Below are 22,759 nucleotides of genomic sequence, written 5' to 3'. Positions count from 1 at the left end.
GGTCCGCTTCGGTCCGGGGATGACGACGCTTGCCCAGCTTCTATGAGTTCTTCGCCGGCGGCGGGATGGCGCGGGCCGGACTGGGCGAGGGCTGGACCTGCCTGTTCGCCAACGATTTCGACGCCCGCAAGGGTCTCGCCTACCAAGCCAACTGGGGCACGGGCGGAGAGCTGACTGTCGGGGACATCCGCGGGCTCGAGGTCGGCGACATGCCCGGCGAGCCGGATCTGGTCTGGGGCAGTTTCCCCTGTCAGGACCTGTCGCTGGCTGGGAACGGGGCCGGGCTGGGCGGCGAGCGCTCGGGGACCTTCCACGCCTTCATGGGGATCGTGAGCCAGTTGGCCGATCAGGGCCGGGCGCCGGCGCTGGTGGCGGTCGAGAACGTCTGCGGGACCCTGACCTCGCGCGGCGGCAAGGATTTCGAGGCGATCTGCCGGAGCTTCGCGGAGGCGGGCTACCGGTACGGGGCGCTGGTCGTCAACGCCGGGCTGTTCGTGCCGCAGAGCCGGCCGCGCCTGTTCGTGATCGGGGTGCGCGACGGGGTGGGGATCGCGCCGGAGCTGCTGTCGCCGGGGCCGATCGAGCCGTTCCATACGCGCGCCGTCCGCAGGGCTGTTGCGGCGCTTCCCGCCGGCATCGGCGACCGGCTGGTGTGGTTGAACCTGCCGACGCCGGCGCGGCGGCTGACCACCTTCGCCGACCTGATCGAGGACGCGCCCGACAGCGTGGCCTGGCATGATCAGGCCGAGACGAAGCGGCTGCTGGACCTGATGTCGCCGGTCAACGCGGCCAAGGTGGAGGCGGCGCGGCGCGCGGGCCGGCGCATGGTCGGGGGGGTCTATCGCCGCACGCGTGTCGACGCGGCCGGCGACAAGGCCCAGCGCGCCGAGGTGCGGTTCGACGATGTGGCGGGCTGTCTGCGAACACCCGCTGGAGGGTCGAGCCGCCAGATCATCCTTGTCGTCGACGGTCCCCGGGTCCGGTCGCGGCTGATCTCGGCGCGGGAGACGGCGCGGTTGATGGGCCTGCCCGACAGCTACGTGCTGCCGCGGAATTACAGCGACGCCTACCACCTGACGGGCGACGGGGTGGCCGCCCCGGTGGTTCGCCATCTGGCCCGGCATCTGTTCGAGCCGCTGGTCGATGCATCCGGTGCGGCGCGCCGGGCCGCCTGAACTCAGCGGGCGGCCGGCGACCGGCTGGTCAGGCGGCATTCCAATTCATGGACGATGACGCCGCGCTCGTCGCGGACACTGACGGCGACCCGGCCGGTCTGGACCAACTGACGAGAATGGACCGGCAGCACTTCGGCGGCGATGCGGATGGCGACATCGCGGGCGCTTTCGCTGCTGGCGAGTTCCTCGCCGTCCTCGTCCTGCACGGCGTGCTCCGAGGTAATGTCGAAGAAATAGCGCGGCATGGTCAGCGGCCTCTGCCGGTGATCTCGACCGCCTCATCAAACGAGAGGCGGTGCACCACGCGCCCCCCGGAGTCCTCGACCTCGATGCGCTGATCGAGACGGATGCGGCCCAAGCGGGCTTCTTCGCTGATCAGGGCGCGCGCCTCAGCCAGTGCGGCCTGCGCGATCGCATCGGGTCCGGTCAGATCGCGCCCGTCCGGATCGAGAAGGGTGTCGTGGCCGTCGCGGAGGTGGAAATAATAAAGCGGCATGAAGACCTTCGCACTGGGCGAAAGCCTGCTCAGCAAAATGAAACATAACACAAGTTAAGTCGTCGGACACGATTTATGTTATTGTAGAGTATCACCGAACGGTTATCCGGGCTTCGGCGACAGAGAGTTTCCATGTGCTCCCGCCCCGCAATGCTGGAGCCATGATGCCTCTCGACGACACTCCCCTTCAGATGTTTTTGCGAAGGCTGGAGCTCATCATTGACCTGCCGGAGGAGGATCGGCACGCCGTGCTGGCCCTGCCGCACCGCACCCGGGTCGTGGAGGCGTCGACCTATCTGACGCGTGAAGGCGATGTGCCTACCGTTTGCGGCGTGCTGGGCTCGGGGTTCGCATACCGGCAGAAGCTGACAGGCGACGGTGTCCGCCAGATCGTCGCCCTGCATATCCCGGGCGACGCGCTGGATCTGCAGCATCTGTTCCTCGACATGGCTGATCACAGCGTCCAGATGCTGACCCGGGGCGAAGTCGCCTTCATTCCGCGCAAGGATCTGCAGGACCTCGTCAACGCACGCCCGCTGATCCGGCAGGCCGTGCTGAGCAGCATCCTGGTCGAGGGCTCGATCTTCCGGGAGTGGGTGCTGAATGTCGGCCGCCGGGATGCGCGGACGCGACTGGCGCATCTGCTGTGCGAGTTCGCCAGCCGGATGGAGGCCCAGGGGCTGGTCGACGGCGAGGGCTTCGAGCTGCCGATCACCCAGGAACAGCTCGCCGACGCCGTCGGTCTGACGCCCGTCCATGTGAACCGGACGCTGAAGTCGCTGGAAGCCGATGGGCTGATCACGCGCAACAAGCGCAACATCATCTTCCCCTCGTGGGAACGGATGCGCGACGTCGGCGACTTCAACCCCCGCTACCTCCACCTCGACCGGCAGCTGTCCGCCCAGGTCGCCTGAGGTCCTGGCGACTCTCCAATCGAGCGGCCAACCTGATCCAGGTTAGGGCCGGGCTCACGAACATCCGTATTCTTCAGACCATCCAGGGCGCACCGGTGTCGGCTCTCGTCCCGTGTGGTCGCGGCGGATACCCGGATCGAACGACCTCAGGTTGCGGGATGTCTTCCACTCTCAAAAAAGTTGGTGAAGTTGATGCAGGTTAGAAACCGGGCGCTGCACTAATGATATGCAGCACGGATACTACACTAGAGCGTCGCTGGAACCTCTAGTGAGGCTCCCGCTTATTATATCATTGGCTCGATATGATTCTTGAGACACTTCCGTCTGCTGAAAACGCGCCGGTTATGGCGTCGCAGAACCAGCTCCTGCTGGCGTTGCTTCGCGCGCAGCCCGGTGCGATCTCGACCTACATCCGGGATGTGCGACTTACGGCCGGCCATACGGTCGGCGAGGAAGGTGTCGTTTCCCGCACGGTAATCTTCCCCGAAGGAGCGCTGCTGTCGAGCGTGGTCACGATGTCCGATGGCCGGACGGTCGAGGTCGCGACGCTGGGGCAGGGTGACGCGGTCGGCGTTCTGTCGTGCCTGACATCCGAGCCTGAGGTCTGCAGGACCGTTGTCAGGATCGGGGGTCCCGCCAAGGCCATTGCTGCGCCGGTGCTGAAGGCCGCGGCGGATCAGGACGAGGGCATCAGGCGTGCGTTGCTGCGGACCATCCGGGTCGCGGCCATCCGGGCCGAGCACGAACATGCCTGTAGCGTCCTGCACGATGTGACCGCGCGACTGGCGAAATGGCTGTTGCTGAGTTGCGTCCGCACCGGCGATAGCCGCCTGCCGTTGACCCAGGAGGACATGGCGATGGTCCTCGGCGTGCAGCGGACCACGCTCAACGCCAGCGCCCTGCACCTGAAGGCGGAGGGGTGTATCCGTTACAGCCGGGGCGTCCTGCAGGTGCTGGACATGGCGCGGCTCGAGAGGCATGCCTGCGAATGCTACGCCCATGGTGTCCGCGGCCTTGAGCCGGATGACCTGACCGGGCCGCGACGTGTCGCCTGAGGCCGCTTATCGGCGATAGATGCGATCCAGAGTCCGGGCGACGGGGACGAGGCTTTCCACGTCCGGACTGAATCCCTCGCCGGCGGCGAGCCGGCGGGCCCAGTCGGCCGCCGCGCGTCCGCCCCAGGCGTCCGGCGGGGAGGTCAGAAGCCGACGGGCGGTGCCCTCGAAATGCTCGGCCGTGAAGTCGTAGAATGAGCCGCCGACGTTGCGCAGCTCGGCTCCGCCGCTCTCGCCATACAGGCTGGCGGAAATCACCGCGTCCTGGCCGGCCGGAAGTCGCCACGAGCAGGCGAGGCGGACGACGGCGCCGGTGTCCAGGGTCAGGGTGGCGACGGCGTAGTCCTCGGCCTGGCCGGCGTCCTCGAGCAGACGGCCGCCGGCGAACAGGTGCGACGAGACATCGGCCACCTCCGCATCCCCGAGCAGCCACAGGGCGAGATCGACCAGATGCACGCCGAGATCCATGACGCAGCCGCCGCCCGACAGGGCCGTGTCGTAGAACCACGGCTTGTCCGGTCCGTAGGCGTTGTGGAAGGTCAGTTCGACGGCATGGATCCGGCCGAGTTCGCCGCCGCGGACCAGGTCGCGGATGCGGACGGCGGCCTCGGTGAAGCGGTAGCTGAGATCCACAGCCAGCAGCCGGTCGGCGCGGCGGGCGGCGTCGATGACCTCGCGCACCTCGGCGGCGGTGCGGCCGAGCGGCTTCTGGCAGAAGACGGCCATGCCCCGCCAGAGCGCGAGTCGCGCCTGTTCGGCGTGCAGGGCGCTGGGGGTGGCGATGACGACGCCGTCGAGATCGTGCTCCAGCAGGGCGTCGAAGCCGCCGACCCGGGCCGCCTCCGGAGCCAGTCCCGCCGCATCGGCGCGCATCGCGTCCGAGGGGTCGGCGATGACGGCGGCCTCGATCGCGCCGGTCGCCAGCATGGCCTCCATCCTGTGACGGCCGATCCAGCCGACGCCGAGAAAGCCGATCCGGGGCCTGCGCATCGAAGCGGAGACGGGGTGGCGGTCCAGAAGAGCGTCGGTCATCGCATCATCACCAGGGCCTTGAGGAAGCCGTCGGGACGGTCGCGCGTGGCGTCGAGCGCCTCGTCCAGCCGGTCCAGAGGAAAGGCGTGGCTGTAGAGCGGCGTGGGGTCGAGGCGGCCGGAGACCACGGCCTCGACCGCCTCCCTGACGCCGCGGACATAGACGGCGGGGTCGCGCTCGTGGGCGTTGATCACGTCGAGGCCGCGCCAGTTCCACAACTGCATGTTGACCTGCCGGGGGCCGTCCTGGTGGTAGCCGGCGATGACCAGCCGGCCCCGCTCCCGGGTCAGTTCGGCGGCGAGGTCGAGCGGCCACTGCTTGCCGACCGCCTCGATGACGACGTCGCAGAAGGCGCCGCCGGTCAGCTCGCCGACGCGCGAGATGATGGCGTAGTGGTCCTCCATCGGCAGGGTCTCGGCCGCGCCCATGCGGACGGCGAGATCGAGCGAGAAGGGGCGGCGGGAGATGGCGATCACCCGGGCGCCTGCGTCGGTCGCCAGCCGCGTCAGTATGGCGCCGAGGAAGCCCACCCCCACGACGGCCACCGTGTCCCCCGCCTTGACGCCGCTGCGCCGGAAGATGTTGAAGGCGCAGCCCAGCGGCTCGCCGGGGAAGGGCTGTCCGTCGAGCGCGGGCGGCAGGGCCACCACCGCCGCCTCGTCGGCAATGTCGTATTCGGCGTAGCTGTGGTGCGACAGGGCCGCGACGCGATCGCCTGCCCTGACCGAGGTCACGCCCTCGCCGACCGCGTCGACCACGCCCCAGCCCTCGTGGCCCATGCCGCCCGGTTCGGTCGGGAAGGTCATCCACTCCGGCCCGGCCCAGGGGGTCAGGTTCGAGGCGCAGACGCCGCAGCCCTCCAGCCTGATCCGCACCTGGCCGGGGCCGGGCTCAGGCAGCGGCGCGTCGCGCACCTCCATGCGGCCGGGGCCGGTCACGACGGCGGCGCGCATGGTGCGGGTCTGGTCCAGAACGTCAGTCATCCTTCTCCCCGGGTTCATCGTCTTCCTGAAGGCTGTCGAGCACGGCTCCGGGCGCGACATCCCGGCGCAGCTCGTCCAGATCGGCGTCGCGGGCCGGCACCTCGAGCCGGTCGGCGATACGGGTGACCAGGTCGATCAGCCGCGTCACCTCGTGTTCCGCCAGCAGGTTGATCTGCAGATCGAGTTCCGCGCGGCGGCGTTCGGCGGCCGAAATCCGGTTCTGGCTGATCAGGATGAAGGTCGACAGGAAGATGGCCTCGACCGACGCCGCCATGGCCAGGACCACCAGGCTCGGATCGAACCGCCACGCCGACGGCCCGAGCGAGTTGATCAGGATCCAGCCGCCGAACAGGATGAGGTGCAGGAGGACGAACCGCATGCTGCCCGCGAAGTCGGTGATCCGCTGGGCGATCCGTTCGCTGGCCGGCGCCGCCCGCTCGACGCCTGCGCGCCGTTCGCGCATTTCGGCGATGTTGCGCCTGAGGACCGACGCCAGGCCCCCGGCGGACTCCGTGGTCGGGCCCGGGATGACCATCCGTCCTCACGCGCCGATCGCCGCGGCGGCCTCCCGCGCCATCCGCAGGCGCTCGCCGTCGAACCAGTCGATGGTGCGGCGCAGCCCCTCCTCGAGCGGGGTCGTCGGGCGCCAGTCGAGCACCTCGGCGGCGCGGGCGATGTCGGGACGCCGGCGGCGCGGGTCGTCGGCCGGCAAGGGCTGGTAGGTGACCTCCGACGACGAGCCGGTCAGATCGAGCACCACCTCCACGAGGTTCGAAACGGTCATCTCCACCGGATTGCCGAGATTGATCGGGCCGGGCTGGGGGCCATCGTGCTCCATCAGGGCGATGAGGCCCCCGATCATGTCGTCGACGTAGCAGAACGAGCGGGTCTGGCTGCCGTCGCCGAAGACGGTGATCGGCTGGTCAGTCAGGGCCTGGCTGACGACGTTGGAGACGACCCGCCCGTCGGCGGCAGACAGGCGCGGGCCGTAGGTGTTGAAGATGCGGGCGACCCGCACCTCGCCGCGGCCGGAGCGGTCGTAGTCGAAGGTCAGGGTCTCGGCGGCGCGCTTGCCTTCGTCGTAGCAGGCGCGGGGGCCGATCGGATTGACGTTGCCGCGGTAGGTCTCGGGCTGGGGGTGCACCTCCGGGTCGCCGTAGATTTCGCTCGTCGAGGTCAGGAGGAAGCGGGCCCCGGACCTCTGGGCCAGCTGAAGCAGGTGGGTGACGCCGAGGACGCAGGTCAGCATCGTGTGCTCGGGATCGGCCTGGTACTGCGGCGGCGAGGCGGCGCAGGCGAGGTCGTAGACGCGGTCGAAGCGGCGCTCGGCCAGCCGCGCGGGCAGGGGCTCGACCACGTCGTGGCGGACGAACTCGAAATTGCGCCTCTTCATCGCCTGGTCGAGGTTCGACAGGTCGCCGGTCTGGAGATTGTCGAGGCAGACGACGTGATGGCCCTCGGCCAGCAGGCGGTCGCAGAGGTGGGAGCCGAGGAAGCCGGCGCCGCCGGCGACGAGAACCGACTTGCGATCCGCGATGGTCTTCATGGGAGTCTCCGTTGATCGGGAGGGGAGGACGCCGCCGCGGCGCGATCGGGCGGCGAGCAGTTCGTGCTCGACCGTTTCGGCGCGGTGCGCGGGGGTGTGGGCGGCGAGAATGCGCTCGCGGGCGGCCAGGCCCATGCGCCGGCCGTCCCGGGCGGGCGACTGGAGGGCGGCGACGACGTCGTCGGCCGACCGGGCGAGTACGATCTCGTCGCCGGGGGTGAACAACTGGTCCAGCCCGGGCCAGACATCGGAGATCACCGGTGCGGCGCAGGCGGCGGCCTCGAACAGGCGGATCGACGGGCTGAACCCGGCCTCGACCATGTCGGCCCGGGTGGCGTTCAGGGTGAAGCGGCTGGCGGCGTAGAAGGCCGGGTGGTCAGCCGGCGGCACATGGTCGATGCGGTGGACATTGGCGGGCCAGTCGATGTCGTCTGGATACTGGGGGCCGGCGACGACGAAGCTCATCCGCGGCAGGCGGCGAGCCGGCTCGATCAGCAGACGGTCGATCACCGGCTGGCGGTCGGCGCTCCAGGTGCCGAGGTACGACAGGTCCCAGCGGCGCGGCGCGTCGATCGGCCGGTACACCTCCGGGTCGGCGGAGCAGTACAGGGCGCGGGCGGCGGGCGAGCCGTACTCCCGCTCGATCCGCTCCAGCGTCGGGCCGCCGGTGAAGGAGAAGTAGATGTCGTAGGCGGGGATCTGCCGGGGGGCGAGATAGTCGCAGTCGTCGCGCTCCAGCCGCGCCAGGGTCACCGGGGTGTCGATGTCGTAGAAGGCGACGACGCCCCGGGCCGTGCGACGCACCCAGTCGCCGACGGCGATCCCTTCTGGCACGTAGGAGCCCACCACCACAGCATCGGCGCCGGCGACCTCGGCGGCGAACGCTTCGAGCCCGCCCGGTCCGTCGTAGAATCTGAGGTCGCACCAGTCGGGCGTCTCGAGATCGCGGTGCGCGGCGTACCAGGGCGTCTCCCGTTCGAGGAACAGGATGTGGTGACCGCGAGCCGCCAGGGCCCCGAGCAGGGCGCGGAAAGTGACGGCATGGCCATTGCCCCAGGATGACGACAGGCTGAGACCCAGCACCACGATGTTCAGCGGCCGGCTCATGCGGCGCTCCTTTCGCGGCGGGCGGCGAGCGCCTGCCGGAACAGGCCGTCGGCCTCCCCGGCGCGGCGGGCGTAGGTGTGTTCGGCCAGCACCCGTCGGCGGGCCGCCTCGCCGATGGCGCGGGCGCGGTCGGGGGTGAGGGCCGCGAGCTGATCGGCGACCTCCCGGCCGTCGCGGGCGACCAGCACCTCCTCGTCCGGCTCGAGAAACTGGTCGATGCCCTCCCAATGGTCGGTGATCAGGCAGGCGCCGGCTCCGGCCGCCTCGAACACCCGGGTGGCCGGCGAGAAGCCGTTCCCGGCCATGCTGTCGCGCGACACGTTGAGCACGGCCAGCGACGAGCAGTTGAAGGCGTTGTGATCCGCGGTGCCGACATGGCCGAGGGCGCGCACATTGTCCGGCAGCGGCTTGTCATGCCAGCCGTTGCCGCCGAGCAGGAAGTGGCGATCCGGCAGGGAGGCGGCCGGCTCGATGAAGAAGCGCTCGATGCGCGTCTCGCGGTCGGGCAGGCGGTTGGCGAGCAGCGACAGGTCGGCGGCGAACCGGGCCTGCGGTGCGACGGGGTGATGCGTCGTCGGATCGAGCGCATTGTAGATCGGTCGGCACAGCCGGGCGCCGAGCGCCTCGAACGCCGCCACGACCGGCGGGCCGCCGCCGTAGGTCAGGACCATGTCGATGCCCGGCAGGACGCGGCGCAGCGGATGCTCCGGCTGATCGCATATCTCCGCCAGCGTCGCGGGCGCGTCGACGTCCCAGTAGACGGTCAGGGCGTCGGGCCTGGCGTGGTCGAAGACCGCCAGCAGCGCTTCGTCGAAAACGCCCACGCCCGAGGCCTTGACCACCACATCCGCGTCGGCGGCGCGGGCGATCACCTCGCGGCAGGCCTCAGGCGAGTTCTCCCAGACGACCACCTCGGCCCAGTCGGGCGGATCGATGTCGCGATGCGACTGGCGGTCGAAGGCGTCGGGTTCGTAGAAGGTCACCCGCCAGCCGCGCGCCGCCAGTTCGCGCAGCATGCCGCGGTAGTAGGTGGCGGCGCCGTTCCAGTAGGCCGACAGCAGGCTGGACCCGTAGAAGGCGATCTTCATCAGGCGGTCTCCATTTCGGGGGCGGCGGGCGTGGCCTGCAGGCGGGCGGCGATGGCGAGCAGTTCGTCGACGCGGTGCGTACAGGTGTGGCGGGCGCGGATGGCGGCGAGGCCTCGCTCGGCCAGCCCGCGGCGCAGGTCGGGGTCGGCCCGGAGCGAGCGCAGGGCCCGGGCCATCTCGTCGCCCGAGCGGACCATCAGAAAGTCCTCGCCGACGCTGAACAGCCCTTCGCTGTCCTGCCATGGCGCACTGACCAGCGGGATGCCGCAGGCCAGCGCCTCGAACACACGGATGGTCGGGATGCCCGGCAACTGGCGGACGTAGAAGCGGCGCGGCACGTGCACCGTCGCCATGTGGCGCGCGAAGGCGGCGGGTGCGGCGGCGTTGGCCAGCCAGCCGTGGTAGCGGACGCCGTACCGCCTCAGCATCGCCTGCGCTTCCGGCGGATAGCGGACGCCGTGGATGTCGAGAGTCAGGCCGGCGTCGCGGGCGGGGGTGAAGAGGAAGCTCTCGAGCTCCTTCGTTCGCTCGCCGTCGCCCCAGTTGCCAATCCAGATCAGGCCCTCGCGGGGGCCCTCCTGCGCCGGCGGATGAAACAGCCGGATGTCAGCGGCCTCGTGCCAGACGAAGACGCGGTCGCCCCAGCCCCACCGGCGATAGACCTCGGCCAGGGTCTCGCCAAAGGCCAGCACGCCGTCATAGCCGGACAGGTCGAAGGTCCTGATGCCCTCGGGCTCGCTGACCGCCCGGTGATGGGTATCGTGGAACAGCAGGGTGAACCGTCCGCCGCGCTTGCGGGCGCGGCCGACGGCGGCGACCAGGGCCGGCTCGCTCCACTCATGGACGATGACCAGATCGGCGCCGTCCAGCGCCTGCTCCAGATCCGGCTCGTCGAAGCGCCGGCTGGTCAGTTCCGGATAGGCGCGGCGATACGGCTCCAGCCCGGCCTCGCCATGATCGGCGACGAGGTTGGCGCGGCTCCACGCGTCTCGCGGCTCGTAGGCCGCCACCTGGTGGCCACGGGCGATCAGGTCGCGCAGCACGCCCCTCAGGAAGTGGGCGTTGCCGTGGTTCCAGCACGACTCCAGCGAGTGGGTGAAATACACGATCTTCACGCCGCCACCTCCGGGAAGGGAGCGCGGGCGGCGAGCGTTTCGGCGTAGACGGCCAGAGTTCCCTCGACCATGGCGTCGACCGTGAACCGGGTGCTGCGCTCCGCCGCGCAACGGCCCAGTTCGGCGGCGCGTCCGGGGTCGTCCAGCAGACTGTCGAGCGCCTCTGCCACGGCGAGATCGTCCTCGGCGGGGACGAACACCGCGGCGCCCTGCCACAACTCGCGGAAGGTCGGGATGTCGGACAGGACGAGGGCGCAGCCGGCCTGGGCCGCCTCCAGCACGCCCAGGCCGAAGGGCTCGTAGAGCGACAGGGAGGCGAACACCGCCGAGCGCTCCAGATGCCCGGCGAGCACCGGCGCATCCAGCTGGTTCAGGCAGAGAATATGCTCGAAGGCGACGGCTTGTCCGTCGGGGCCCTTCAACGGACCGGCGGCGTGCACCTGTCCCCGCATGCGCCCGGCCGCCCGGTCGAGAGCGCGGACATTCTTTCCGTCGTCCCACAGCCGGCCGGAGGTCATGACCACCGGGTTGCGGCGCGTGGCCGGAGCGGCGCGCGCGGGCGTGCGGCCGTTACGAACCGCCTGCGGCAGTACGCCGTAGAGGGCGGCCGTCTCCTGCATGAAGGAATAGCTGGGGGCGATCAGCCGGTCGCAGGCGGCGTACCCGCGCGCCAGCAGGTCGGTGCGCCAGCGGAAGGCCTCCGGCATCGGCTGCTCGCCCTTCACCGTGCTCCACCAGCTGGCGAGGCAGGAATGGCAGGCGCCCACGACCGGCATGGCGAAGCGTCCGTCCGCTGCCAGCGCCGGGGTGTTCAGATGCACCAGATCGGCGTCGCATGCGGCCGCGAGCCGGGCGATCTCCTGCGCCGCCGAGGCGATCCCTCCGGCGTCGGCGGCGGTCCAGTCGAGCGGCAGGCCGGTTTCGACCAGCCCGAGTCCTTCGATCCGCTCGGCGGCCCGGCGCTGGCCCGGCCCCGGTGGGGGACCGAGGACGGCGAGCGTCACCCCGATGCCGCGCGCCAGCAGACCGGCGGAGAGATCGAGCGCATAGGCCCAGACGCCGCCGACCGCGTCCGTGGTCATGAGCATGCGTCGCGGCTGCAGCGACGTCATGCCGCGACCGTCTGCGGCGGATTGAGGAGACCGCCCTCGGAGCGCAGCCAGCGGGCCAGATCGGCCACGCCCTCCCGCCAGGCGATCGGGGCCGGCAGGTCCAGCGCCGTGCGCGCGGCCGAGGTATCGGCGACGAAGTAGCGCTGGTCCCCCGCCCGCCAGTCCTCGAACACCACATCGGCGCGGCGACCGATCAGGCCTTCGATGTGGGCGATCAGCTGGCGCAGGCTGACGGCGTTGGCAGGACCGCCCCCGAGGTTGAAGGCGCGGCCGCTGACCCCTTCGATCCGCTCCAGCGCCGCGACATAGGCGCGGACGGCGTCGCTGACATGCAGGATGTCGCGCACCTGCCGGCCATCTCCGAACAGGGTGATCCGCTCGTCGTTGAGGGCCCGGATCAGGAAGTGGGCGACCCAGCCCTGATCCTCGGTGCCCATCTGGCGGGGGCCGTAGATGCAGCTCATGCGCACGACGCAGGCCGGCACACCGAAGCTGCGGGCGTAGTCGAGGACGTACTGGTCCGCCCCACCCTTGGAGCAGCCGTAAGGGGTGTGGAAGTCGAGTGGCCGGCGCTCGTCCACGCCGGCCCGGCGCAGGCCGGAATCGACCGGCGCCCAGGCGTCGTCGACCAGTTCAAGGCCAACGTCGGCGAGGTCGCCATAGACCTTGTTGGTGCTGGCGAAGATGACCGGCGTGCGCCGTTCGCGCGCCGCCTCCAGCACGTTCAGCGTGCCGCCCAGATTGATGTCGAAATCCTCGCGGGGGTCGGACAGGCTGGTGGTGACGGCGACCTGGGCGGCGAGGTGGAAGACGGCGTCGACGTCGGCCACGGCGGTCGCCACGCCGGCTGCGTCGCGCACATCGGTCTGCAGATTGCGGATGCGGTTGCGGTGGCGCAGCAGCAGCCACTTCAGGTTCCGCTCGACCCCTGGCCGGGCGAGCGTGTCCATCAGCACGACGTCGTGTCCGGTCCCGGCCAGCCGGTCCGCCAGGTTGCTGCCGATGAAGCCGGCCCCGCCGGTGATCAGGATGCGGCTCATGCGACCAGGCCCCGCATTTCCAGTTCGCGGCGGGCCTCGACGACGCGGTCCTCGGCTTCCTGCCGCGCGACCCATTCAGCCAGTTCTTCCAGTCCTTCGGAGAAGTCCGCCTGCGCTTGGTAGCCGAGCACCTCACGCGCCCTCGTCAGGTCGGGGATGTTGTGGCGGATGTCGCCGGCGCGGGCCTGCTGGGTGATCTGCGGTTCGAGGTCGGCGCGGCCCATGGAGGCGGCCTGGAGCCGCGCCACCTCCTCCACCGTCCGGTCTTCGCCCGAGCCGATGTTGAAGACCTCGCCGTCCGCCTCGGGCTTCTCGAGCGCCAGCAGGAAGGCGCGCGCGACATCGGAGACGTGCACGAAATCCCGGCGCTGCTGGCCGTCTTCGAACACCATCGGCGCCTGGCCGTTGGCGATCCGCGAGGCGAAGATGGCCAGCACGCCGGTGTAGGGATTGGAGAGCGCCTGGCCCGGGCCGTAGATGTTCCAGAGCCGCAGGGCGCAGCTCTCCATGCCATACTGGGCGGTGAGGGTGAGGGTCAGCCGCTCCTGGACATACTTGTTGATGGCGTAGACGCTCTTCAGCGCCGGCTGTTTGGTTTCGGGCGTGGGAACCGGGATCAGCGGGCGGCCGCCGGGGTCGAGGGGGTCCCAGCCGCCGTCCGGATTGCGCGGCCCGCGCACGACCTCCTGCATCAGCTCGCCGCCGGCGGTGCGGTAGAGGCCCTCGCCGTAGATGCTCATTGACGAGGCGACGACGACCCGCTGCACGGGCTTGTCGATCAGCTGCTGGAACAGCACCGCGGTGCCGTAGTCATTGACCGAGGTGTAGCGGTCGATGGCGTACATGCTCTGGCCGACGCCCACCTCCGCCGCCAGGTGGATGACCTTGTCGACGCCGGACAGGGCCGCGAGCACCGCCGTCTCGTCGCGGATGTCCCCGACCATCAGTTCGACGTCGGGATCGAGTTCGTCAGGCCGCGTGCAGGTCGGGTGAACCTGTTCGATCAGGGCGTCGAGCGCCCGCACCCGGTGGCCCTGTTCGAGCAGGGCCCGCGCCACATGCCGTCCGACGAAACCGGCCCCGCCGGTGATCAGGATGGTGTCTCCCATGAGCTGCTCCCGATCAGCCCGCGACCGCGCCGGGGGCGCTGAAAATTCTCGGGCGGCGGGTGAGGGGGCGGGGCTTCGGCATCGCGGCTCTCCGGTTCAGGTTCGGTCGAGCAACATCTTCTTCTACTGGTTAGTTCCCCGAACCTCTATGTCGGACACACGACATATCTCGATATGTGCTTGGTTGAGTTCCTGAAAATTGCCGTCAGCAAGTAGCGTAACAATAACCTTGGCTTATTGTTGCTGTTGTGAAGCTTCGGGTTTAGCGGAACCATAAGCTTTATAGATGCTTTCCAAACTGTTCGGCTTGCATGGAGCAGCCGGAGCCTGGAGGCGCCCATGGGCCGGAAAAAAGTTCGCATAGCAGTGGCCGGCGTGGGCAACTGCGCCTCGTCCTTCGTGCAGGGACTGACCCATTACGCCGAGGCGGCGGGCAACGAGCCGCCGCCGGGACTGATGAACGTCGAACTGGGCGGCTATCATATCGGCGACATGGAGATCGCCTCGGCGTTCGACGTCCACGCCGGCAAGGTCGGCCGCGACGTCGCCCACGCGATCTTCAGCGACCCCAACAACACCATCCGCTTTGCGACGCCAGCGCCTACGGGCGTGCCGGTCATGCGCGGGCCGACCCTCGACGGCATCGGCCAGTATATGACCGGCGACATCGAGGAGTCCGGCGAGCCTCCCGTCGACGTGGCCCGGGTGCTGCGCGACAGCGGGGCCGACGTGCTGGTCTCCTACCTGCCGGTCGGGTCGCAGCGGGCGACGGAATACTACGCCGAGGCCGCGTTGAAGGCGGGGTGCGCCTTCGTGAACTGCATTCCGGTCTTTATCGCCTCGGACCCGGCGTGGGCCGCCCGCTTCCGGCAGCGGGGCCTGCCCATTGTCGGCGACGACATCAAGAGTCAGGTCGGGGCGACCATCGTGCACCGCGTGCTGGCCAATCTGATGCGCGAGCGCGGCGTCCGCATCGACCGCATGTACCAGCTCAATTTCGGCGGCAACTCCGACTTCAAGAACATGCTGGAGCGCGAGCGGCTGACGTCGAAGAAGATCTCCAAGACCCAGGCGGTGACCAGCCAGCTGGACGTGCCGCTGGGCGCCGACGACGTCCATGTCGGGCCGAGCGACTTCGTGCCCTGGCTGACCGACCGCAAGTGGGCGCACATCCGGCTGGAGGGCACGACCTTCGGCGACGTGCCCCTTAACATCGAACTGAAGCTGGAGGTCTGGGACAGCCCCAACAGCGCCGGCGTCGTCATCGACGCGGTGCGCTGCGCCAAGCTGGCCCTGGACCGGGGCGTGTCGGGGCCGCTGATCGGCCCCTCAAGCTGGTTCATGAAGTCGCCGCCCGAACAGTTCACGGACGAGGAGGCGCGGTTGCGCACGCTCGATTTCATCGAGGGCCGGGACCAGTCCGCGGCGCGCCTCGCCTCGTGATCACCGTCGCCGCCGTTTTCGAACGGCCGAACCCGCACGCGCTGAACGAGGTCTCTCATGGCTGACCTGACACCTGACCAGATCCGCGACCGCGTGGCCGCGCTGGGCGACTGGTTTCACAACATGGATCTGAAGGGGGTGCGGACCGCGCCCGACCACTTCCTGCACGATTATCCGGCCAACAAATTCGCCCGTTTCCAACAGGCCATACCGGCCGACATGACCGGCAGGAGCGTTCTGGATATCGGCTGCAACGCCGGCTTCTACAGCCTGGAAATGAAGCGCCGCGGGGCGGATCGCGTGCTCGGGATCGACTTCGACGACCGCTATCTGGAACAGGCTCGCTTCGCCGCCGAGGTCGAGGACGCCGACATCGAGTTCCGCAAGCTGTCGGTCTACGACCTGGCGGCCCTGAACGAGCGGTTCGACCTCGTGATCTTCATGGGGGTGCTCTATCACCTGCGTCACCCGCTGCTCGCGCTGGATCTGATCCACGAGCACGTCGCCGACGACCTGCTGCTGTTCCAGTCCATGCAGCGCGGCTCCGACGAGGTGTTTCCCGTCGCGGCCGACTACGACTTCAACGAGCAGGGCCATTTCGACGAGCCGGGCTATCCGAAGCTGCACTTCATCGAGCACCGCTACGCCCACGATCCGACCAACTGGTGGGCGCCGAACGCGGCGTGCAGCGCGGCCATGCTGCGCAGCGCCGGATTCGAGATCGTCGACCATCCCGAGAGCGAGGTGTTCCTGTGCCGGCGCGGCCCGCCCCCGGCGCTGGGCGCCGCCTATCCGGCGCGGGCGACCACCAATGGCCATGACAGGAGCGGAGACAGGGCGTGATCGAAGCCGTCAAGATCTGGAACGAACCCAACAACAAGTCGCACTGGGACCCGCTGCTGGACCCCGAATGGGATCTGTTCGCGGAGATGACCAAACTGGCCGGGCAGGCGATCCGGGCGGAGAACCCGGAGCTGACCCGCGTGCTCGGCGGGATGTCGCCGATCGATCCGTTCTTCTTGCAGAGGCTTGAGGCCAAGGGCGTGCTCGAGCATGTCGATGCGGTCGCCGTGCACGGCTTTCCGCTCGACTGGAACCTGTGGCCGATCGACGCCTGGCCGGACAAGGTCGCCGAGATTCGCGCCGTCACCGACAAGCCTGTCTGGGTCACCGAGGTCGGCGTGTCCTCGTTCGGCTCGGAGGAGGTGCAGGCCTGGGGGGTGAAGAAGACCGCCGACCTGCTGATCGGGCAGGCGCCGCGCATCCACTGGTACAGCCTGTACGACCTGCCGCGCACATGGGAGGCGACGACCCGGCACAAGGAGGCCGAGGGCTCGTCCTACTACCGGCATTTCCACATGGGTCTGCTGCGCGAGGACGGCTCGCCCAAGCCGGCGGTGGAGGCCTATGCGCCCTACGCCGGCCGGATGGGGCTCTGTCAGTGGTTCCATTTCCAGGACCATCGGCTCGAGGAGGCCGTGGCCTGGTTCCGTCGGCTTGGCGTGCGCCACGTACGCACCGGCCTGTCGTGGGCGGACCGATATCGCGAGGGGGCGCTGGACTGGTTCGACCGCCAGATGGAGGCGCTGGCTGAATTCGAGACGACCGTCACCTTCTGTTTCACACCCGAGCACCGGGGCGTCGAACCGCACCACACCAGCCCGCCGCAGGCCGCGGAGGAATTCGCGGACTTCTGCGCCGAGATGACGGCCCGCTACGCGCCGCGCCGTGCGCCGGCCGCGCAGGACCGGATCGTCTCGAAGGAGCTGGCATGAAGATCGGCGTCATCGGCACCGGCTATGTCGGCCTGGTCACGGGAACCTGTCTGGCGGCGCTGGGCCACGAGGTGGTCTGCGTCGACGCCCTGCCGCAGAAGATCGGCCTGCTCAACGACGGCGGCTGCCCGATCTATGAGCCGGGGCTGGTCGAACTCATCCGGACACAGCGGCAGGCGGGGCGGCTCACCTTCTCGACGGAGATCGCTGAGTCGGTCTCCGACCGCGACGCTCTGTTCATCGCCGTCGGCACGCCGCCGGGCCCCGATGGCGAGGCCGACCTGAGCTACATTCGCGCGGCGGCGGCCGATCTCGCGCCGCACCTCGCCGGCTTCACCGCCGTGATCACCAAATCGACGGTGCCGGTCGGGACCGGGGACCAGATCGAGGCCTTGCTGGCCGACCTGCGGCCGGACGCCGACCTCGCCGTGGTGTCGAATCCGGAGTTCCTGCGAGAGGGATCCGCGATCGGCGACTTCATGAAGCCGGACCGGATCGTGGTCGGAACCGACGACCTTCGCGCCCGCGAGCTGATGCGGGCGATCTATGCGCCGCTGACGGACGCTGGCGCGCCGCTGGTGCTGACCGACCGGCGCACGTCCGAGCTGATCAAATACGCCGCCAACGCTTTCCTCGCGGTCAAGATCAGCTACATCAACGAGATCGCCGACCTGTGCGAGGAGCTCGGCGCCGACGCCGTGCGCGTGGCCGAGGGCATGGGCCTGGACGCCCGCATCGGGGCGCGCTTCCTCGATCCGGGCCCGGGCTTCGGCGGATCGTGCTTCCCCAAGGACACCGACGCCCTGCTCAGCACGGGCCGCGCCGCCGCCGTGCCTCTGCGCGTGGTGACCGCGGCATCCGAGGCCAATCGCGAACGCAAGCGGCTGCTGGCGGCGCGGGTGGCTGCCGTGGCGGGCGACCTGAAAGGCCGGACGGTCGCCGTGCTGGGCCTCACCTTCAAGGCCGGCACCGACGACATGCGTGAGGCGGCCTCTCTCGAACTGATCCCCGAACTGCAGCGCCGCGGCGCCCACGTGCGGACCTTCGACCCCAAGGGCATGGAGGCCGCGCGGGGCCTCCTGCCTGGCGTGCGCTTCTGCCGCGACGCCTATGACGCGGCCCGGGGCGCTTCGGCGGTGGTCATCCTGACGGAGTGGGGCGCCTTCCGCAGCCTCGACCTGAAGCGCCTGGCGAAGGTGGCCGAGACGCCGCTGCTGATCGACCTGCGCAACCTGTTCGATCCGGACGAGGTGACGCGGGCGGGTCTCGACTATGTCTCGATCGGCCGCCCCGCGGCCGCTGCCAGGGACGTGGGCGAGGAGCGGACTCTAGGCGCCGCGCGCTCGGCCCGCGCCGCGGCATGAGACCGCCTCCAGCCGGTCGAGCCACGTCCCCAGGCGTCCGCGCGACCACGCCAGCGCCTGGTACAGGGCGAGCACGGTCCGCGCCCAGCGCAGATAGAGGCCGGGCCGACGTGCCCGGCGCGCGAGGCGGAACACGGGGCGGCTCCAACGGCTGATCTGGCGGCGCATCCAGTAGACGGCGCGGCGGCGCGGCGGGAGGCCTGTCCGGCGTGGCGCCACCCGTTTGCGGGGGCGCAGGTGTCCGAAACGCCGCCGGGCGAGTCGCCACGCCAGCCCCTCGCGTCGATGGCGGAAGCCCGCGGCCTGCGTCTGATGAATGAAGTCGGCATCGACGGGACCGAGCCGCAGCCGCCCCGCTCCGACCGCGTCCCGGATCATCCGGTCGAGGGCGGCCGCGCGGATGACCACGACGTTCGTGCCCCGCCCGTCCGAAGCATACGGCTCGACCCATGCGTCGCCGAACGAGATGTCGGCCGTCTCGGCCACCACATCGTCGCACCAGTCGCAGGCGGGGTTCTGGAAGAAGCCGGCGCCCCAGTCGCCGTCCGCGAAATTCCACCAGTCGCGGCGGCGCTCCCCGCCGTCCCTGAGCAGGAATTGCGCCGTGTAGATATTGGCGGGCCGGAAGGGGTCCTTGAGCCGGTAGTCCATCCCCGCCACGTCTTCCATCTGCACGCCGGTCTGCCAGGCGAAGCTCTCGGCCATACGCAGACTCTTCATGTGGCCGCAGAACAGTCCAAGCGTGAAGACGATCCGCTCACGGAGGATCGGGTCGCGCGCGCGCAGCAGATTCACCGCCTTGATGAAGCAGGGCACGCCGAGCACGGCGTAACGGCCCGGCGTGGCGCGGATGGTCGCGATCACGCCGGACAGCTCCACCGGGTGGTAGCGCGACTTGGCGGCGGCGGTGAGCTCGTCGAGCGACCGCGAGATGCGGTAGCCGAACAGCGGATCGTCGGCGCCGTCACGGGGCAGGCCGCCGACATGGGCCACGGCGTCGACCCGGCCGGTGCGCAGCAGCTCCGCCGCTGTCCAGTTCGCCATTCCGCCCGAACTGCCCGAGGTGCGGAATTCACCTTCCTCAGCGTGACCAACCCAGGCCGAGACGAAGCGCCCGATGCGGGGATCGTCCATTGGCGCGGCCGGGTAGCGCTCAAGAGCGATGTCGTCCTCGTCGGCCGCCGCCGGGGAGAAGGGGCACAGGGCCGAGAACTCCGGCGAGCGGGCTTTGCGCCACGCCGCCGGACCGTCAGGCTTCAGATGTCCGTCCGCGTCCATGGCCATGACCGAGCGGCCGGAGCGGTCCGCGCCGACACAGGCGCCGCAGCCGATGCACAGTCCGGAGCGCACGACGTCATCCGGGCTGTAGGGGCCTGGCCGGGGCGGCGGCGTCTCAGGCGAGCGCAAGGTCAAGCCAGGCCTCCGACCGCCGCCGCAATCCGTCCAGCCGGGATGCGATCTCGGGTTCGACCGCCTCGTCCAGAGCCGCCGCATAATCCGCGGGCGTCGAGTCCGCGCTCATCAGGCGCCGCCCCGCCCCGACCCGACTGGTCAGGTCCCGGATCTTGTTGACGCGATAGTCGGTCAGGGCGGTGACGAACGGACGGGCGTTGACCAGGGCGAAGACGCAGCCGTGGAAGAAGTTGGTGATCACGGCCCGGGCCGAGGCCATGGCCCGGGCGAACTCCTCGGGCCCGGCGGCGATCCACTGCTCGTCGGCCCAGTCGTTGCGGTAGCCGACGCTGACCAGCCGCACGCCATGCGCGTCCGCCCAGCGGCGGACCGCCGCCTTGAACCATCCGGCGAAGGAGTGGCCGTAGACGACGGCCCGGTCCGGCCACGGCTCCTCGGCGGGCCGCCGCGGCAGGTCATGGAACTGCAGGCAGGGGTCGAGCACGATCTCCGGCTCGGTTCCCAGGCTGGACCGGATCAGCCGGCGCGAGTTGTCGTCACGCACCGCAATGGCCGAGAAGCCGCCCAGCCGCTCGGCCCAGCAGGGATCGACCCCGTCGTCCGCATCGTGATTGCCGAAGCTGGCGGCATAGGCGACGAGGCGGCCGGTCTGGAGGCCATCGCCGAAGAACAGCGGCCGGCTGGCGTACCAAGGATGGCGGAAATTCCACACCTCGTCGCTGCCTACCACCACGGCGTCGAACGCCTCACGCAGCTGCGGCGCCTCGAGGCTGAAGGGCTCGGTCAGGGGCAGGGATTCGAAGGCGTCGAAAAATTTCCGCGCTTTCGCCGCATAGAGGGGGAAGTCCGCGCGTGGCGTCGGCGCGGGCAGCATTGGCTGGAGGGCGCAGCGCCACTCGGCCCGGTTCACCCGGGCCGAGCGGTGATCGAGCAGCACCGTCTCGACGCCGCGCCGGCGCAACCCCTCGGCCAGGCAGCGCGCCTGCCAATAGGAGCCGTAGTTGATGCAGCGGTGGAAGGTCAGGACGCCGATGCGGCGGGGCCTCGCCACCGCGGCCTCAGTGCCGGCCGGTTTCGTCGGAACCGGTCGTCTGGCGCAGCATGGCGGCGGCGTCGACGTCAGGGTTGGACGTCTTGTCGCCGCCGGGCGCGAAGCTCGAATCCTCAGGATCATGCGTGCCTGGCCGCGCCACCGCTCCGCGCAGGGATGGATCGGTGCGGCCGCCGGGGTCAGCGGGAGCCGGCGCGTCCGGATCGAAGTCGTCGGTCACGCCCTCGCCGCCGGTGCTGGTGGTCTCGGCCCCTGAAGCGTTGACGGCGCCCTCGCCCTCGATCTTGTTGCGCTCGTGATGGCCGGTCTTGCCGGTCTCGTTGAAGCCTGCCTGCGCCATGGCTCAGCGCGCCTCGCGCAGGTGGTCAGACAGGATCTCGTTCATCTCGAACATCGACACCCGATCCTTGTGGAAGACGGCCTTCAGCTTGTCGTCGGCCTTGATATCCTGCCCGTCCTGCAGGTCGTTCTTCCTGATGTAGTCCCACAGGCCGCTGACGACGTCGGCGCGGCCCATCGGCCCGTCGCCGACGACCTCCGACAGCTCCTCTGACAGCGTGAGCGGGCGGTGCAGGCCGTCGTTCTCCTCGCCGGCCCCGGGTCCTTCCTTCTGTGCCATTTCAGATCTCCGATCGGTGTTGAAACAGGGTCAGTGGCGCGACGTGTCGGCGCCCGGCAGGCTGGACACCGCCTCGCGGCAGGCGCGCTCGCAGTCCCGGCAGGCTTCGGCGCAGATGCGGCAGTGCTCGTGCATTTCCGCGTGCCGTTCGCATTCCTCGGCGCATCGGGCGCAGGCCAATTCGCAGGCCCGCAGCTGGGCGGCGATCACGGGCACGTCGCCGCCGGAGCGGCGGGTGGCGATCAGGCCGCTGGTCAGGCAGACGTCGGCGCAGTCCATGTTCAGCCTGATGCACTGGACCAGCTCGGCGACCGTCTCCTCGCCCAGGCAGGCGTCGGCGCATGAGGCGCAGACCTGGGCGCAGTCGAAACAGGCCTCGACGCAGCGGGCGAGGGCGGTGTTGACCTCCCCCCGGACATGGGGGTGGGCGGCGATCATCTGTTGGGCGTGCATGGCTTGGCTCCCGTTCCGGTTTCGGCAGACCAACCGGTGCGGGGCCCGGAAGTTCGAAGCGGCGCCGCAAAATATCCGCGCCGCGGCTCAGGCGCGGCGCTTGCGGTTCCGGCCCCCGTCGCCGCCGGTTGAGCCGCCGGCCTCGACATGGTGCTCGATCCGGCCGCTCTCGACCTCGGTCCGCGAGAAGACCTCTTCCTGCCCGGACTCGAGCAGTTCCTCCTCGGGCCCGCCCAGGCCGCCGACCACCAGGCCGGAGCCTTTCGACGGAGGATTCTTGTCGGCCCTGTCCATCATTCGCCAACGGCGAGGGGTGGTGCGGAGTTCCCTTTCTGTACGCCCGGAGGACGTCGGCTTTCCGACACAGGAGCCTTCTGCGGGCGGACCGCGTTTCCGGCGCGTGGCCGTGTGGAGGACGAGATGAGCGCGATTTCGGAAACAGGGACTCCGCCGGGGCTCGACTGGTCGCCGGTGCTCGGATCCGGTCTCCCCCCGGACGCCCTGGGCGAGGCCGACGTCCTGCGTCTCGCCGAGACCTTCGCCGTGACTCCCGAGGCGGTTCGGCTGGCGGTGGCGCGGGTCGGGACAAGCTTCCGCGACGTGCAACGCGAACTGGGAGGGCGGCGCTGATGGCCACGCGAAACCCAACGGACAAGGGCCGGGCAGTTCACGAGAACCAGGGGCTGGGGCAGCAGAGGGTCGGCGAGGCCGGGGCCGGGCCTGACCAGAAGCGGAATCGCCCGCCGTCGGCGGGAGGACCCGGTTCCGGCTCGGGAGACGACGCCCGGACCAACGCCGAGAGCGAGAGGCGGGGCTGAGCCGCGCAGTCGCCTGTCGCGGAGTCGGAACTCCGTCGCATCCCGCCGGTT

25 protein-coding genes are annotated in these 22,759 nt (G+C 69.9%); 8 read left to right on the top strand and 17 right to left on the bottom strand.

Annotation, left to right across the window (positions count from 1 at the left end; all coding sequences use genetic code 11):
• Nucleotides 1-29 precede the first annotated feature (29 nt).
• Nucleotides 30-1,175 (top strand): DNA (cytosine-5-)-methyltransferase, encoded by a 1,146-nt coding sequence (locus tag VEA62_RS10405; RefSeq protein WP_324821341.1) that lies wholly within the window; start codon nt 30-32, stop codon nt 1,173-1,175.
• A gap of 2 nt (nt 1,176-1,177) precedes the next feature.
• Here the strand turns inward: VEA62_RS10405 and VEA62_RS10400 are convergent, their stop codons facing one another.
• Nucleotides 1,178-1,420 (bottom strand): DUF6894 family protein, encoded by a 243-nt coding sequence (locus VEA62_RS10400; protein WP_324821339.1) that lies wholly within the window; start codon nt 1,418-1,420, stop codon nt 1,178-1,180.
• Between the two features lie 2 nt (nt 1,421-1,422).
• A complete protein-coding gene (locus VEA62_RS10395) occupies nt 1,423-1,707 on the bottom strand; it encodes a DUF6894 family protein (RefSeq protein WP_324821337.1) in 285 nt (94 codons plus the stop codon).
• Nucleotides 1,708-1,862: 155 nt separating this feature from the next.
• Between VEA62_RS10395 and VEA62_RS10390 the strand changes: the two genes are divergently transcribed.
• Both VEA62_RS10390 and VEA62_RS10385 read left to right on the top strand, forming a co-directional pair.
• Nucleotides 1,863-2,585 carry a Crp/Fnr family transcriptional regulator gene (locus VEA62_RS10390; RefSeq protein ID WP_324821335.1) on the top strand — a complete coding sequence of 241 codons (723 nt, stop codon included), beginning with the start codon at nt 1,863-1,865 and terminating at the stop codon, nt 2,583-2,585.
• 302 nt (nt 2,586-2,887) lie between these two features.
• A complete protein-coding gene (locus tag VEA62_RS10385) occupies nt 2,888-3,640 on the top strand; it encodes a Crp/Fnr family transcriptional regulator (RefSeq protein ID WP_324821332.1) in 753 nt (250 codons plus the stop codon).
• A gap of 6 nt (nt 3,641-3,646) precedes the next feature.
• Here the strand turns inward: VEA62_RS10385 and VEA62_RS10380 are convergent, their stop codons facing one another.
• From VEA62_RS10380 to VEA62_RS10340, 9 genes are read right to left on the bottom strand one after another with little or no spacing between them, the layout of a single operon-like run.
• Entirely contained in the window at nt 3,647-4,672 is a 1,026-nt protein-coding gene (locus VEA62_RS10380; RefSeq protein ID WP_324821330.1) for a Gfo/Idh/MocA family oxidoreductase, read from the bottom strand.
• A complete protein-coding gene (locus tag VEA62_RS10375) occupies nt 4,669-5,655 on the bottom strand; it encodes an MDR/zinc-dependent alcohol dehydrogenase-like family protein (RefSeq protein ID WP_324821328.1) in 987 nt (328 codons plus the stop codon). Before VEA62_RS10375 ends, VEA62_RS10380 begins: the two co-directional genes overlap by 4 nt.
• Nucleotides 5,648-6,190, bottom strand: coding sequence for a DUF1003 domain-containing protein (locus VEA62_RS10370; protein ID WP_324821326.1), 543 nt, complete (start codon nt 6,188-6,190; stop codon nt 5,648-5,650). The genes VEA62_RS10375 and VEA62_RS10370 overlap by 8 nt, the downstream gene beginning before the upstream one ends.
• A gap of 6 nt (nt 6,191-6,196) precedes the next feature.
• A complete protein-coding gene (locus VEA62_RS10365) occupies nt 6,197-8,308 on the bottom strand; it encodes a bifunctional glycosyltransferase/UDP-glucuronate decarboxylase (protein ID WP_324821324.1) in 2,112 nt (703 codons plus the stop codon).
• Nucleotides 8,305-9,396: a CgeB family protein gene (locus tag VEA62_RS10360; protein WP_324821322.1), complete on the bottom strand. Its 1,092-nt coding sequence runs from the start codon at nt 9,394-9,396 to the stop codon at nt 8,305-8,307. Before VEA62_RS10360 ends, VEA62_RS10365 begins: the two co-directional genes overlap by 4 nt.
• Nucleotides 9,396-10,511 carry a CgeB family protein gene (locus VEA62_RS10355; RefSeq protein ID WP_324821320.1) on the bottom strand — a complete coding sequence of 372 codons (1,116 nt, stop codon included), beginning with the start codon at nt 10,509-10,511 and terminating at the stop codon, nt 9,396-9,398. The genes VEA62_RS10360 and VEA62_RS10355 overlap by 1 nt, the downstream gene beginning before the upstream one ends.
• Nucleotides 10,508-11,599 carry a glycosyltransferase family 4 protein gene (locus tag VEA62_RS10350; RefSeq protein WP_324821318.1) on the bottom strand — a complete coding sequence of 364 codons (1,092 nt, stop codon included), beginning with the start codon at nt 11,597-11,599 and terminating at the stop codon, nt 10,508-10,510. The genes VEA62_RS10355 and VEA62_RS10350 overlap by 4 nt, the downstream gene beginning before the upstream one ends.
• Nucleotides 11,600-11,619: 20 nt before the next feature.
• Nucleotides 11,620-12,663: an SDR family NAD(P)-dependent oxidoreductase gene (locus tag VEA62_RS10345; RefSeq protein ID WP_324821315.1), complete on the bottom strand. Its 1,044-nt coding sequence runs from the start codon at nt 12,661-12,663 to the stop codon at nt 11,620-11,622.
• Nucleotides 12,660-13,772, bottom strand: a complete 1,113-nt coding sequence (locus tag VEA62_RS10340; RefSeq protein ID WP_324821313.1) for an NAD-dependent epimerase/dehydratase family protein — start codon at nt 13,770-13,772, stop codon at nt 12,660-12,662. The genes VEA62_RS10345 and VEA62_RS10340 overlap by 4 nt, the downstream gene beginning before the upstream one ends.
• A 339-nt stretch (nt 13,773-14,111) precedes the next feature.
• Here VEA62_RS10340 and VEA62_RS10335 point away from each other — a divergent pair, with 339 nt between their 5' ends.
• The 4 genes from VEA62_RS10335 to VEA62_RS10320 are packed head-to-tail and all read left to right on the top strand — an operon-like array spanning nt 14,112 to nt 18,354.
• Complete coding sequence (locus VEA62_RS10335; protein ID WP_324821311.1) at nt 14,112-15,215, top strand: inositol-3-phosphate synthase; 1,104 nt, start codon at nt 14,112-14,114, stop codon at nt 15,213-15,215.
• Between the two features lie 57 nt (nt 15,216-15,272).
• The gene (locus tag VEA62_RS10330) at nt 15,273-16,058 is read left to right on the top strand and encodes a TIGR04290 family methyltransferase (protein WP_324821309.1); all 786 of its coding nucleotides are present in this window, start codon (nt 15,273-15,275) and stop codon (nt 16,056-16,058) included.
• Nucleotides 16,055-16,990 (top strand): beta-xylosidase, encoded by a 936-nt coding sequence (locus VEA62_RS10325; protein ID WP_324821307.1) that lies wholly within the window; start codon nt 16,055-16,057, stop codon nt 16,988-16,990. The genes VEA62_RS10330 and VEA62_RS10325 overlap by 4 nt, the downstream gene beginning before the upstream one ends.
• Nucleotides 16,987-18,354 (top strand): UDP-glucose/GDP-mannose dehydrogenase family protein, encoded by a 1,368-nt coding sequence (locus tag VEA62_RS10320; RefSeq protein ID WP_324821305.1) that lies wholly within the window; start codon nt 16,987-16,989, stop codon nt 18,352-18,354. The genes VEA62_RS10325 and VEA62_RS10320 overlap by 4 nt, the downstream gene beginning before the upstream one ends.
• On the opposite strand, the gene VEA62_RS10315 is transcribed toward VEA62_RS10320, so the two are convergent.
• From VEA62_RS10315 to VEA62_RS10290, 6 genes are all read right to left on the bottom strand, one after another.
• Nucleotides 18,319-19,767 (bottom strand): Coenzyme F420 hydrogenase/dehydrogenase, beta subunit C-terminal domain, encoded by a 1,449-nt coding sequence (locus VEA62_RS10315; RefSeq protein ID WP_324821303.1) that lies wholly within the window; start codon nt 19,765-19,767, stop codon nt 18,319-18,321. The two genes, VEA62_RS10320 and VEA62_RS10315, sit on opposite strands and share 36 nt — an antisense overlap.
• On the bottom strand, nt 19,748-20,818 hold the full coding sequence (locus VEA62_RS10310; RefSeq protein WP_324821301.1) for a polysaccharide pyruvyl transferase family protein: 1,071 nt from the start codon (nt 20,816-20,818) through the stop codon (nt 19,748-19,750). The genes VEA62_RS10315 and VEA62_RS10310 overlap by 20 nt, the downstream gene beginning before the upstream one ends.
• Before the next feature lie 7 nt (nt 20,819-20,825).
• Nucleotides 20,826-21,158, bottom strand: coding sequence for a hypothetical protein (locus VEA62_RS10305; RefSeq protein ID WP_324821300.1), 333 nt, complete (start codon nt 21,156-21,158; stop codon nt 20,826-20,828).
• A 3-nt stretch (nt 21,159-21,161) separates the two neighbouring features.
• Nucleotides 21,162-21,437, bottom strand: a complete 276-nt coding sequence (locus VEA62_RS10300) for an SWIB/MDM2 domain-containing protein (RefSeq protein WP_324821298.1) — start codon at nt 21,435-21,437, stop codon at nt 21,162-21,164.
• Nucleotides 21,438-21,467: 30 nt separating this feature from the next.
• Complete coding sequence (locus VEA62_RS10295) at nt 21,468-21,890, bottom strand: four-helix bundle copper-binding protein (RefSeq protein WP_324821296.1); 423 nt, start codon at nt 21,888-21,890, stop codon at nt 21,468-21,470.
• Nucleotides 21,891-21,977: 87 nt separating this feature from the next.
• Entirely contained in the window at nt 21,978-22,184 is a 207-nt protein-coding gene (locus tag VEA62_RS10290) for a hypothetical protein (protein ID WP_324821295.1), read from the bottom strand.
• A gap of 126 nt (nt 22,185-22,310) precedes the next feature.
• Here VEA62_RS10290 and VEA62_RS10285 point away from each other — a divergent pair, with 126 nt between their 5' ends.
• Nucleotides 22,311-22,520, top strand: a complete 210-nt coding sequence (locus VEA62_RS10285) for a DUF3606 domain-containing protein (protein WP_324821293.1) — start codon at nt 22,311-22,313, stop codon at nt 22,518-22,520.
• The last annotated feature ends 239 nt before the right edge of the window (nt 22,521-22,759 follow it).

Origin of the sequence: Brevundimonas sp., from assembly GCF_035627475.1 — a bacterium.
Lineage (GTDB): Bacteria > Pseudomonadota > Alphaproteobacteria > Caulobacterales > Caulobacteraceae > Brevundimonas.
The sequence above is the reverse complement of the archived record's forward strand: the minus strand, read 5'-3'. Positions and strand labels throughout refer to the sequence as shown.